Here is a 13,108-nt window from a genome sequence, read left to right on the forward strand (position 1 = left end):
ACTGCCAGAGGTACTGCCATGACCCTACGCATCGCCATCAATGGATTCGGCCGCATCGGGCGCAACGTCCTGCGCGCACTGTATACCCAAGGCTACCGCCAGGACCTGCAGGTCGTCGCCATCAACGACCTGGGCGACAGCGCCATGAATGCCCACCTGCTCAAGTACGACAGCGTGCACGGCGCCTTCGACGCCACGGTAGAGGCCGACCACGAAAGCATCACGGTCAATGGTGACCGCATCGCGGTCAGTGCCATTCGCAACCCGGCCGAACTGCCGTGGAAGGCCGAAGCCATCGACGTGGTGTTCGAGTGCACCGGGTTGTTCACCGAGCGCGCCAAGGCTGCCGCCCACCTGGCCGCGGGTGCGAGCAAGGTGATTGTCTCGGCGCCGGGCAAGGGTGTCGATGCCACGGTGGTGTACGGGGTCAACCATGACATCCTGCGGGCTTCCCACCAGGTCATTTCCAACGCCTCCTGCACCACCAACTGCCTGGCGCCGATTGCCCAGGTGCTGCACCGCGAGTTCGGTATCGAGCAGGGCCTGATGACCACCATTCACGCCTACACCAACGACCAGGTGCTGACCGACGTGTACCACGGCGACCCGTACCGCGCGCGTTCGGCCACCCAGTCGATGATCCCGAGCAAGACCGGTGCCGCCGAAGCCGTGGGCCTGGTGCTGCCGGAGCTGGCCGGCAAGCTGACCGGCATGGCGGTGCGTGTGCCGGTGATCAACGTGTCGCTGGTGGACCTCACCGTCAACCTCAGGCGCGAGGCCACGACCGAGCAGGTCAACCAACTGTTCCTCGAGGCCAGCAAGCATTCCAAGGTATTGGGCTACAACGCATTGCCACTGGTTTCTTGCGATTTCAACCACAACCCGCTGTCGTCGATCTTTGATGCCAACCATACCCGGGCCAACGGGCGCATGCTCAAGGTGCTGGCGTGGTATGACAATGAGTGGGGGTTCAGCAACCGGATGCTGGATAACTGTTTGGCGTTGTGTAGCGCCCGCTAAGCCTTGGCACGCTCCCTTGTAGGAGCGGCCTTGCGTCGCGATGGGCCGCAAAGCGGCCCCAGGATTTCAGCCTTTGGGCATAGATTTCTGGGGCTGCTTTGCAGCCCATCGCGACGCAAGGCCGCTCCTACAGTGACCGCGCAGGGCCTGCAGACTCACACTCTTTACCTTTTCCTAACATTTCCACACTTGACCTTCGACATGGATGATAAGCATTATCATTAACCTTTCGTCGGCCAGGTCCCCCCGTGAGTCAGTCCCGGTTCAACTCTGTCTTCCTCGTACAGCGCCTTACCCTGCTGCGCACCCTGCAGCGCATGGTCGGCAACCCCAGCACGGCCGAAGACCTGCTGCAGGAAACCTACCTGCGGGTGTCCCGTGCCCTGGGCGAGCGGCCGATCGAGCATATCGAGCCGTTTGTGTTCCAGACGGCGCGCAACCTCGCGCTCGACCACCTGCGCGCGCGCCGGGTGCAGGCGCGCATGCTGGTCGACGACGTGCCCGACGAGGTGCTGCACAGCGTGGCCGCGCCCGCCAGCAGCAGCGAGGATGCTGCCCATGCCGAACAGTTGCTCAGGCACCTCAGCGTCAGCCTCAACCAGTTGAGCGAGCGCCAACAGCGCATCTTCTTCCTCAGCCGCCTGCATGGCGCCACCTACCTGGAAATTGCCGAACAACTGAATGTTTCGGCCAGCACGGTACAGAAGGAACTGAAACTGATCATGGCCATCTGCATGGGTGTAGCCGATCGCCTCAAGTGAGCCGCGAACAGGCGAGCGGTAGCGCAAAGCGCTTGCCACACCCTGCCCAAGCCTTGATCATTCGCAAAAAACCACGCAAGGATTCACCGTGACCGACCGCCCTGCCCCTCGCCCGTCACCTGCCGGGCCCAGCGCCCGTGCTCGTGCCATGGACGAGGCGCTGGACTGGCTGGTGCGCCTGCAATGTGCCGATGCCGAAGACACCCAGGCATTTGAAGCGTGGTTGAGCGCCGCACCGGAAAACGCCGAGGCCTACGTCGAGGCCGAAGCGCTGTGGAACGGTACGCCGCTGCACCAGGTGGCCACGCAACTGCACCGACAGCAGCGCCGCTCGTGGCGCGGGCGCCTGCGCAGCCACTGGAAACCCCTGACCACTGCAGCGGTGCTGCTGGTTGGGCTGTTCACCGTCGGCAACTTGCCCACGCGCCTGCAGGCCGACCACCTGACCGTGGTCGGTGAGCGCCAGCGCCTGCAGCTGGAGGACGGCGCAAAAGTACTGCTCAACACCAACTCGGCGTTTGCCAGCGACCGTCGTGACGGGCGCCAGGTCGCCCGCTTGCTGCAGGGTGAGGCGTACTTCCAGGTTTCCGCTGGCGCGCTGTTGCCGCTGGAGGTAGAGGCTGGGCCATTGCGTGCGCAGGTACGCGACACCGACTTTGCCGTACGCTACCTCGACGGCGAGGCACAGGTGCGGGTGCAGCGCGGCGATGTAGACCTGCAGGGCGCGCGCGATCAGCGCATTCGCCTGAGCGCTGGCGACAGCATCAGCGTCGGCCCACAGGGCTTTGGCCAGCGCCAGCGCCCCGACATGCACAAAGACCTGGCCTGGATCGACGGCCGCCTGGTGTTCGAGAACTGCCCGCTGAGCCAGGTGCTGGCCGAGGTGCGGCGTTACTACCCAGGCTGGATCATCAACCGCAATGCGCAACTGGAGGACGTTGCCGTCACCGGCAACTACCGCCTCGACCAGCCGCTGGAAACCCTGCGTGCGCTGGCCCACATCACCTCGGCCCAGTTGCATGAGTACCCGGCGCTGGTGATCCTGAACTGACCGCATCAGCCACACACATCGTTGTAGGAGCGGCTTTAGCCGCGAACACCGGCAAAGCCGGTGCCATTGCACAGCGCTGGATTCTTCGCGGCAAAGCCTCGCACAGGGTTCGCAGACTGCCTGCAATAACCTTCCAAACTATTTTTACGCGGTCACGCCCTCCCACCCGTCTCGTTATAGCCAATGCAACTGATTCTTGTTTGAAAACGAGAACAGCCATCACTTATAACAGTCCGCGCGTCTGGGAGCGCTTCCGATGTCCACAGGTCCTACCCGCTCGTCCCCCCTTTCCCGCCGTACAGGGCAACTGTCTCTTCTGACCCTGGCCCTGTTGGCCAGCGGCGCCTGCAGCCTGCCGGCGCTGGCCGCCGAACCGGCCCAGGCCAGCAGCCCACGCATGGGCGATTACCGCTTCAGCATCGGCCAGCAGCCGCTGGTGTCGGCAATCAACGCCTTCAGCCAGGTCACCGGCTGGCAGGTCGGCTTCAGTGCCGAACTGGCCGACGGCGTGGCGTCGCCAGGGGTACAGGGCTCGCTGCCGCCAGATGCCGCACTCAAGCGCCTGCTGCACGGTACTGGCCTGAGCTTTCGCAAGATCAGCCACGGCAATGTGGTCCTCGAGCGCCAGACCGGCAGCAACGTGATCGCGCTGCAACAGGTAACCGTCAGCGCCACCCGTAGCGCCCAGGACGTCAGCCAGGTACCCAGCACCGTCAGCGTGCAGACCCGCGAGCAACTGGACCGGCAGAACGTCAACAACATCCAGGACCTGGTGCGCTACGAGCCAGGCGTGTCGGTATCCGGCACTGGCCAGCGCAGCGGCCTGAACGGCTACAACATCCGCGGTATCGACGGCGAGCGGATCCTTACCCAGGTCGACGGCGTGTCGATCCCCGACAGCTTCTTCTACGGCCCTTATGCGCAAACCCAGCGCAACTATGTCGACCCGGAAATCGTCAAGCGCGTGGAAATCCTCCGCGGCCCGGCCTCGGTGCTGTACGGCAGCAACGCCATCGGCGGCGCCGTGAGCTACTTCACCCTCGACCCGGATAACATCATCAAACCCGGCAAGGACGTCGGCGCACGCCTGAAGACCGGCTACAGCTCGGCTGATGAAAGCTGGCTGACTTCGGCCACCGTCGCCGGTCGCGAGGGCGACTTCGATGGCCTGCTGCACCTGAGCCAGCGCAATGGCCACGAGACCGAAACCCAAGGCCACCACAGTGGCGATGGCCTGTCGCGTACCGAAGCCAACCCGATGGACGCACGCACCACCAACGTGCTGGCCAAGCTGGGCTGGAACTACGCCGACGACGCGCGCCTGGGTTTTACCTACGAGCGCTACAAGGATGACCGTGACCAGAACATCCTCAGCGCGGTGGGCGGGCCGTTCACCAACGGTACCGGCCTGGGCATGTACCGCAGCCGTACCGGCGAAGACACCATTACCCGCGAGCGCTTCGGTATCAATCACGAATTTGGCCTGGATTCTCTGGTAGCTGACCATATCAAGTGGAGCCTCAACTACCAGATTGCCAAGACCGACCAGCATACCGAGGAAGTCTATTTCCCCTTCAGCCGTACCGTGCTGCGTACCCGCGATACCACCTACAAAGACCGCCAATGGATGTTCGACGCTCAGTTGGACAAGGCATTCAGCATTGGCCAGACCGACCACCTGCTGACCTACGGCGCAACCCTGAAGCATGAAAAGGTGACCGGATCGCGCAGCGGTACAGGCACCTGCCTGGCTGTGGGTGGCGCTTGCCGGGCCATCGGCCAAGTCAGCACGGCTGACTCGCAGGCCTTGGTCAGCGATTTCCCGGACCCAACGGTGAACACTTACAGCCTGTTCGTTCAGGACGAGATCCGCTGGAACAACTGGACCTTCATGCCCGGCGCCCGCTACGACTACACGCGCATGGAACCCAAGTTCACCGAGGAGTTCCTGCGTGGCCTGGAGTCCACCGGCACCGCGCCCACCTCGCAGGACGACTCGGACAAGAAATGGCACCGCGTCTCGCCCAAGTTCGGCCTGACCTATGCCTTCAATGACAACTACACCTGGTACGGCCAATACGCCGAAGGTTTCCGCACCCCGACCGCCAAGGCCATGTATGGCCGCTTCGAAAACATCGAGCAAGGCTACCGCGTGGAAGGCAACCCGAACCTTGAGCCGGAAAAGAGCAAAAGCTACGAAACCGGCCTGCGCGGCAACTTCGACGCCGGCAACTTCGACGTGGCGGTGTTCTACAACAAGTACCGCGACTTCATCGACGAAGACGCGGTGCAGGGTGCCAACCTGGAACAAACCTTCCAGGCCAACAACATCAAGCACGCCACCATCAAGGGTGCCGAGGTCAAAGGCCGCCTGAACCTCGACCACTTTGGTGCGCCGCAGGGCTTGTACACCCAGGGTTCGATTGCCTACACCTATGGCCGCAACGACGATAGCGGCGAGCCACTGAACACCGTCAACCCGCTGAAGGGCGTATTCGGCCTGGGCTACGAGCAGCAGAACTACGGCGGCCTGCTGAGCTGGACGCTGGTCAAGCGCAAGACCCGTGTCGACGACAGCACCTTCTATTCGCCCGACGGCTCGACCTCGAAGTTCCGCACCCCGGGCTACGGCGTGCTGGACCTGACCGGTTTCTACAAGGTTACCGACGACGTCACCATCAACGCTGGCCTGTACAACCTCACCGACAAGAAGTACTGGCAGTGGGACTCGGTACGCAGCTACGACGGCCAGGGTGAAGCCGGTGTGACCCAGCCCGCCAACATCGACCGCCTGAGCATGCCGGGGCGCAACTTCGGTATCAATGTGGTGTGGGATATCTGACCGTTCTGGATTTGCACCGCCTGTGAGATCGAGCGCCGCCCGCGCGGCGCTTCGCGGGACAAGCCCTAATGCCAGTCAGTTAAGACTGCCGGGGCTGCTGTGCAGCCCATCGCCGGCAAGCCAGCTCCCACACCGACCGCATCGGATTCAAGCCATGCGCCATATTGTGGGAGCCTGGCTTGCCGGCGATGGGCCGCAACGCGGCCCCAAATTGCTTAACTGACCGGCATTAGGACAAGCCCGCTCCCACATTTGTTGCAACGTGCCGAACCTGTCAGGCCATGGTTGCCTGCCTTGGTGCATGTCTTGAGACTGGGCTGCGGCAACGCCAGCCGAGAAATTGAGTCAGACCAACGAGGCTGACAACCATGGCCTAACAGACATGGCCACGTTGCAACAAATGTGGGAGCGGGCTTGTCCCGCGAAGCGCCGCGCGGGCGGCGCTCGATCTGCGCAGCACCGCAAAAACCAAGGCAGGCACCTCACCGCCCTGACGCAATCGGGCACAGAACACCTGACATGTCGGATTTAACCCCTTCCCTGTAGGCCATTTCCCAAACATACTCCTGCCGCGCATTTTCCGTTGCCGCTGCTCTGATAGCGCTCTAGTCTCGGTCTGTCGTTGCTCATCAACGATACAGCTTTGACAGGCTGTGACGGTAAATCGTGTGCGGTTCGTCTTTATGGCGGCTGTACGTGCGGGCACGCTTGCGTGCGCCGGAACTTTACGATTTCCGCCGGTCTGTCAACCCACGTACAGCTGCCACCCAACTGTTTGACAGCAGGCAGGAGGCGGCACCGATAACGGTAAATCGTAATGTTGAAAATCGTTCCCGATCCACCCCTCCATCCCCATTCCCTCGAATACACCCTGATCACCACAAGCCTCAGGCTTTGCACAGCACCTGTGGGAGCGGGCGCGCCCGCGAAGAGGCCCGCCCAGGCATTCGAGAAACTCCAGGGGATACACCGATGACCACAGAAGACACCCAATTCACCGTCGGCAAGACCACCTTCTATCAAGGCGAAAACGGCACCCACCCACTGTTCCGCATCGAACCAGGCATTCCCTGCCGCGACGCCCGCGAGCAATCTTCGGAACTGATGGGCTATGTACGCGAACTGACCATCACCGGCCTGATGGACGAGAAACCGATGATGATATGGGCTGCCCACTACCTGAGTGCGATGGCCAAGGCGTTGATGGATGATGCCGAACTGGGCATGAAGCAATGAGGTATTGCTGACAGGTGCTATTACTCCTGTGGGAGCGGGCGTGCCCGCGAACAGGCGACGCGGTGGATGGCACCGTCTTTGCCGGTGTTCGCGGCTAAAGCCGCTCCTACAGGACCTTGCGCATGGTACGTTACTGCGGCAACTGCACCTGCGGCTTGGTCGCGGCAAAGATCGCCCAGCTGGACATGAACAGCGCCGCAATCAACGGTCCGATCACAAAGCCGTTGAGCCCGAACACCGCCAATCCGCCCAGCGTCGACACCAAAATCAGGTAGTCCGGCATACGCGTGTCCTTGCCCACCAGGATCGGCCGCAGCAGGTTGTCCACCAGGCCGATCACCAGTACCCCGAACGCGGTCAGGATGATCCCGGGCAAGATCGCCCCGGTCAGCAGGAAGTACGCCGCCACCGGTGCCCAGACGATACCCGCCCCCACCGCCGGCAGCAGCGACAGAAACGCCATCAGCACCGCCCACACCAGCGCGCTGGGGATATCCAGCACCCAGAAAATCAAGCCGCCCAGTGCGCCCTGGGTAATGGCCACCAGGACGTTGCCTTTCACCGTCGCCCGCACCACCCGGTTGAACTTCAGCTGCAAGCGACGCTTCTGCTGCTCGGGAAGCGGCACCGCCAGGCGCACACGGCGCGCCACGTCGGCGCCTTCGCGCAGGAAGAAGAACAACAGGTACATCATGACGCCGAAGCTGACCACCAGCTCGAAGGTACCCTGGCCAAAGTTGAACGCCTGGCTTGCCAGTACCTGGCTGCCCTGGGTCGCCCACTTGGTGATCTTGTCACGCAAACCATCGAGGTTGCCCATGCCCAGGTTGTCCAGGCCGTGCTGGGCAAATGCAGGCAGCAGGTCCTTGCCGCGCTCGACATAACCGGCGATATCCAGCTGCCCGCTCTCGATACGCTGATACAGGGTGGCGCCTTCCTGCACCAGCAGCGCGCTGGTGATGAACACCGGCAACACCGCCACCAACAGGCACACCAGGGTCGTCGCCGCCGCCGCCAGGTTACGCCTGCGCCCAAAACGGATCAGCAGGTTGCGCTGCAGGGGGGCAAACAGGATTCCCAGTACAACCGCCCAGAAAATCGCGCCGTAGTACGGCAGCAGGATCCAGATAAAGGCAATGGTCACCACTGCCAGTAGCACTGCCAGGGCTTTGTTCTGTAAAGCGGCTTCGTTCATCGCAGGTCCTCGAATGGCTTATGCAATATTAGTGCGCGCCGCTTGGCTAAAAGTGCCGCCACTCCCTTGATGTAAATCAATACGTGTACTGGCCGAGGCTTTTAGCATGCGCGCCCTTTGCCCCGGTGCGCACCATGACCTCTATCGCCAAGCCCGAACTGCTGGCCCCCGCCGGCACCCTCAAGACCATGCGCTACGCCTTTGCCTACGGCGCCGACGCAGTCTATGCCGGCCAGCCGCGCTACAGCTTGCGGGTGCGCAACAACGAATTCGACCATGCCCACCTGGCGCTGGGCATTGAAGAAGCACATGCGCTGGGCAAGCGATTCTATGTGGTGGTCAACATCGCCCCGCACAACGCCAAGCTCAAGACCTTCCTCAAGGACCTGGCGCCGGTGATCGCGATGGCGCCAGATGCACTGATCATGTCTGACCCCGGCCTGATCATGCTGGTGCGCCAGCACTTCCCGCACATGCCGGTGCATTTGTCGGTACAGGCCAACACGGTCAACTGGGCCAGCGTACAGTTCTGGCAGCAAATGGGCCTGAGCCGGGTGATCCTGTCGCGCGAGCTGTCGCTGGAAGAAATCGAGGAAATCCGCCAGCAGGTGCCGGGCATGGAGCTGGAGGTGTTCGTCCACGGCGCCCTGTGCATGGCCTATTCGGGCCGTTGCCTGCTGTCGGGCTACCTCAACAAGCGTGACGCCAACCAGGGCACCTGCACCAACGCCTGCCGCTGGAAGTACGATGCCACGCCCGCCACCGAGAACGCCACTGGCGATATCGTTCGCGAAGTGCAGCCCACCCTGGGCCTGGGTACGCCCACCGAGCAGGTGTTCCTGCTGCAGGAAAGCAACCGCCCCGGCACGGAAATGCCGGCGTTCGAGGACGAACACGGCACTTACATCATGAACGCCAAGGACCTGCGCGCCATCCAGCATGTCGAGCGCCTGGCCGGCATGGGCGTGCATTCGCTGAAGATCGAAGGCCGCACCAAGTCGCACTTCTACTGCGCCCGTGCGGTGCAATCGTACCGCCAGGCGATCGATGACGCAGTGGCCGGGCGGCCATTCGACAAAGCCCTGATGGGCAACCTCGAATCGTTGGCGCAACGCGGCTACACCGAGGGCTTCCTGCGCCGTCACGTACACGACGAGTACCAGAACTACCAGCGCGGCAACTCGGTGTCCGAGCGCCAGCAATTCGTCGGCGAGCTGACCGGCGTGCGCGTGGATGGCCTGGCCGAGGTCAAGGTGAAGAACCGCTTTGCCGTGGGTGACCACCTGGAGCTGATGACCCCGCGCGGCAACTACCATTTCGACCTGCATCGCCTGTGCAACGGCCAGCAGCAGGCGATCGAGGTGGCACCGGGCGACGGCCATGTGGTGTACCTGCCGATTCCGGAACAGGTGGCCCTCGACCACGCCCTGTTGATGCGCGACCTGGGTGCCGACGAAGCCGCCAACTGACAACGCTGTAATGTTCGCCTCAGCTACCTGACAGGCGCCTGGGGCGAACATCGTGGCTCTCCTGCATGAGGCCACGCCATGTTGCGCAACCCCTCCCGCCGTACCTTCGTCAAAGGCCTGGGCGCCGCCAGCACACTGGCGGGCCTGGGGCTCTGGCGCCCGCTGGCCCAGGCTGCCGAAGGCCGTGACCTGGCCGGCCAGCACTTTGAACTGTTCATCGGCCAGACGCCGGTCAACATCACCGGTCGCCCGCGCACCGCGCTGACCCTCAACAACAGCCTGCCCGGCCCGCTGCTGCGCTGGCGCGAAGGCGACACGGTGAGCCTGCGCGTGCGCAACCACCTGGCGCAGGACACTTCGATCCACTGGCACGGCATCATCCTGCCAGCCAACATGGATGGGGTGCCAGGCCTGAGCTTCGCTGGCATCGAACCTGGCGGCGACTACCTGTACCGGTTCACCCTACGCCAGAGTGGCACCTATTGGTACCACAGCCATTCGGGGCTGCAGGAACAGGCGGGGGTGTACGGGGCAATCGTGATCGAACCACGCGAGCCCGAAGCGCACCGCTACCAGCGTGACCATGTGCTGCTGTTCAGCGACTGGTCGGACCAGGCGCCGGAACAGTTGATGGCCACTTTGAAGCAGCAGTCCGATGCGTTCAACTACCACAAACGTACCGTCGGCGACTTCATCGACGATGTCGCCGAAAACGGCTGGAGCCCGACCGTTGCCGAGCGCACCGCCTGGGCACGCATGCGCATGAGCCCCACCGATCTTGCCGACATCAGCGCCGCCACCTACACCTACCTGCTCAACGGCCAGCCGCCGGAAGGCAACTTCACCTGCCTGTTCCAGCCCGGCGAAACCGTGCGTCTGCGGCTGATCAACGCTTCGGCGATGACCTACTTCGACTTCCGTATTCCCGGGTTGAAGCTGAACGTGATCGCTGCCGACGGCTTGCCGGTGGTGCCCGTGACCGTGGATGAACTGCGCATTGCCGTGGCCGAAACCTACGACGTGCTGGTGACTGTGGGCGACCTGCCCGCCTATACCCTGTTCGCCCAGAGCATGGACCGCACCGGCTTCGCCCGCGGTACCCTGGCCCGCGCCGCCGGGCTGCAAGCACCGGTACCCGTACCCGACCCACGCCCGGTATTGAGCATGGACGACATGGGCCATGGGGGTATGGGCCAAATGGATCATGACGGCGTCAGTACCAATCACCGGCAAGCCAGCGCCCACATCGACCGCGCCGCCCTCGAGCCAAGCGCTACCCCTGTGGGAGCTGGCTTGCCGGCGATGGCCGCAACGCAGGGCCACGGCTCACATATGGCCATGCAGCAACACCCGGCCAGCGAAACCGACAACCCGCTGGTGGACATGCAAACCATGGCCCCGCGCGCCAACCTGGCTGACCCTGGCATCGGCCTGCGCAACAATGGCCGCCGCGTACTCACCTATGCCGACTTGCGCAGCCCCTACCCCGACCCGGACGGCCGCACGCCTTCGCGCGACATCGAGCTGCACCTGACCGGCCACATGGAGCGTTTTGCCTGGTCGTTCGACGGCATCAAGTTCAGCGATGCCGAGCCGCTGCGCCTGAGATACGGCGAGCGGGTGCGCATCACCCTGGTCAACGACACCATGATGACCCACCCCATCCACCTGCACGGCATGTGGAGCGACCTGGAGGACGAGCACGGCCAGTTCCTGGTGCGCAAGCACACCCTCGACATCCCGCCCGGCAGCCGCCGCTCGTACCGGGTGACTGCCGACGCCCTGGGCCGCTGGGCCTATCACTGCCACTTGCTCTACCACATGGAGACCGGCATGTTCCGCGAGGTACGCGTCGATGAATGACCCCCGCACCCGCAGCATCGTGGCCGGCGTGACCCTGCTGAGCCTGCTCGCCAGCGAACGGGCGATGGCCGCTGGCATGGAGGACATGAACCATGGCCAGATGAACCATCAGGCCATGCCGATGAACCACACCGGCATGAACCATGAAAGCATGGGCCATGGCCCGGCCACTGCCAGCCAGCCGCGCACGCCCCTGCCCGCCATCAGCGACGACGACCGCCGCGCCGCCTTCCCGCCCCTGCCCGGGCACCAGGTCCACGACCGGGCGCTGAACTGGGCCGTGCTCGCCGACCAGCTCGAATACCAGAACTTCGAGAGCAGCAGTGCGCTGAACTGGAACGCCACCGCCTGGGTCGGCGGTGATATCGACCGTCTGTGGCTGCGTACGGAAGGCGAACGCGAACAGGGCAAGACGCACAAGGCTGAGCTGCAAGCGCTGTGGGGCCATGCGGTAAGCCCATGGTGGGAGCTGGTGGCGGGTGTGCGCCAGGACTTCAAACCCGCCAGCGGCCAGGCCTGGGCCGCCTTCGGTATCCAGGGCACACCGCTGTACGGCCTGGAGCTGCAGGCCACGGCCTACGCCGGCGAGCGGCAACAGACCGCGCTGCGCCTGGAAGCCGCTTACGCTATGCTGCTGACCAACCGCTGGATACTGGAGCCAACCCTGGAGGGCAACCTCTACGGGCGCAACGACGCCGGGCGCGAGCAAGGCGCCGGGCTGGCCGATAGCGAAGTGGGCCTGCGCCTGCGCTACGAGATCACCCGCAGCTTCGCGCCGTACATCGGGGTCAGTTTCAACCGCCTGCACGGCCAGCGTGCCGACCAGGCCCGCGAGGACGGCGAAGACCTCGGCCAAACCCGGCTAGTCGCCGGTATCCGCCTGCGTTTCTAAAGGAGAGCTTCACAATGCTGCGCAAACATCTGCTGACCCTGGGCCTGCTGGCCGTAACCGGGCTAGCCCAGGCCGCCGAGACCATTGACGTCTACCGCGACCCCAACTGCGGCTGCTGCAAGGCCTGGATCAGCCACCTGCGTGACAACGGCTTTACCGTCAACGATCACGTCGAACCGAACATGAGCGCGGTCAAGCAGCGCCTGGGCGTGGCACCGCGCCTGGCGTCGTGCCACACCGGGGTGATCGACGGCAAGTTCGTCGAAGGCCATGTGCCGGCCGAGCAAGTCCGCCTGCTGGCCAAGCGCAGCGACCTCAAGGGCCTGGCCGTGCCAGGCATGCCGATGGGCTCGCCCGGCATGGAAATGGGTGACCACAAGGATGCCTACCAGGTCATCGGGGTGACCCAGGATGGCCAAGACACCGTGGTCGCCAACTACTGATGCTCAGCCTGTGGGCTAATGCCAGTCAGTTGAGCGATAAGGGCTGACGGGTGTTTGCCTTGAGATTTTGGTTGCCCGTTAGATCGAGCGCCGCCCGCGCGGCGCTTCGCGGCACAAGGCCGCTCCCACATCTGTTTCGGGCCAGTCTCTCCTGTGAGATCACCTCTGGCCGCCCTGTTTGTTCCCTTCGACATCGGCAGTGACGCTGCTCTTCATCAATCTCCCGCCATGCACCCAGGGTGCGAGTGCGCAGGTGGCAGGAGTAACTGGCCCGAAACAGATGTGGGAGCGGGCTTGTCCCGCGAAGCGCCGCGCGGGCGGCGCGCGATCGAATAG

At 63.7% G+C, this 13,108-nt stretch carries 10 protein-coding genes; 9 read left to right on the forward strand and 1 reads right to left on the reverse strand.

Annotated features, from left to right (window positions below):
• The first annotated feature begins 18 nt into the window (after positions 1 to 18).
• The 5 genes from gap to ACI2KG_RS06385 all read left to right on the forward strand — a co-directional run bounded on the left by gap (position 19) and on the right by ACI2KG_RS06385 (position 6,910).
• Positions 19 to 1,020, forward strand: coding sequence for a type I glyceraldehyde-3-phosphate dehydrogenase (gene gap / locus ACI2KG_RS06365; RefSeq protein ID WP_404661255.1), 1,002 nt, complete (start codon positions 19 to 21; stop codon positions 1,018 to 1,020).
• 248 nt (positions 1,021 to 1,268) lie between these two features.
• On the forward strand, positions 1,269 to 1,781 hold the full coding sequence (locus ACI2KG_RS06370) for an RNA polymerase sigma factor (protein ID WP_404661256.1): 513 nt from the start codon (positions 1,269 to 1,271) through the stop codon (positions 1,779 to 1,781).
• Between the two features lie 88 nt (positions 1,782 to 1,869).
• Positions 1,870 to 2,832 (forward strand): FecR family protein, encoded by a 963-nt coding sequence (locus ACI2KG_RS06375; protein WP_404661257.1) that lies wholly within the window; start codon positions 1,870 to 1,872, stop codon positions 2,830 to 2,832.
• Positions 2,833 to 3,088: 256 nt separating this feature from the next.
• Positions 3,089 to 5,674, forward strand: a complete 2,586-nt coding sequence (locus ACI2KG_RS06380; protein WP_404661258.1) for a TonB-dependent receptor — start codon at positions 3,089 to 3,091, stop codon at positions 5,672 to 5,674.
• A gap of 972 nt (positions 5,675 to 6,646) precedes the next feature.
• On the forward strand, positions 6,647 to 6,910 hold the full coding sequence (locus tag ACI2KG_RS06385; RefSeq protein ID WP_019473937.1) for a DUF3077 domain-containing protein: 264 nt from the start codon (positions 6,647 to 6,649) through the stop codon (positions 6,908 to 6,910).
• A 130-nt stretch (positions 6,911 to 7,040) separates the two neighbouring features.
• Here the strand turns inward: ACI2KG_RS06385 and ACI2KG_RS06390 are convergent, their stop codons facing one another.
• A complete protein-coding gene (locus tag ACI2KG_RS06390) occupies positions 7,041 to 8,105 on the reverse strand; it encodes an AI-2E family transporter (RefSeq protein ID WP_404661260.1) in 1,065 nt (354 codons plus the stop codon).
• A 134-nt stretch (positions 8,106 to 8,239) separates the two neighbouring features.
• Between ACI2KG_RS06390 and yegQ the strand changes: the two genes are divergently transcribed.
• From yegQ to ACI2KG_RS06410, 4 genes are all read left to right on the forward strand, one after another.
• Positions 8,240 to 9,574, forward strand: a complete 1,335-nt coding sequence (yegQ, locus tag ACI2KG_RS06395; protein ID WP_404661261.1) for a tRNA 5-hydroxyuridine modification protein YegQ — start codon at positions 8,240 to 8,242, stop codon at positions 9,572 to 9,574.
• A 78-nt stretch (positions 9,575 to 9,652) separates the two neighbouring features.
• Positions 9,653 to 11,437, forward strand: coding sequence for a copper resistance system multicopper oxidase (locus tag ACI2KG_RS06400; protein ID WP_404661262.1), 1,785 nt, complete (start codon positions 9,653 to 9,655; stop codon positions 11,435 to 11,437).
• Positions 11,430 to 12,329 (forward strand): copper resistance protein B, encoded by a 900-nt coding sequence (locus tag ACI2KG_RS06405; RefSeq protein ID WP_404661263.1) that lies wholly within the window; start codon positions 11,430 to 11,432, stop codon positions 12,327 to 12,329. The genes ACI2KG_RS06400 and ACI2KG_RS06405 overlap by 8 nt, the downstream gene beginning before the upstream one ends.
• 14 nt (positions 12,330 to 12,343) lie before the next feature.
• A complete protein-coding gene (locus tag ACI2KG_RS06410) occupies positions 12,344 to 12,772 on the forward strand; it encodes a DUF411 domain-containing protein (RefSeq protein ID WP_400621174.1) in 429 nt (142 codons plus the stop codon).
• Positions 12,773 to 13,108 lie beyond the last annotated feature (336 nt).

It is taken from the genome of Pseudomonas sp. NPDC089407, from assembly GCF_044900445.1.
Lineage (GTDB): Bacteria > Pseudomonadota > Gammaproteobacteria > Pseudomonadales > Pseudomonadaceae > Aquipseudomonas.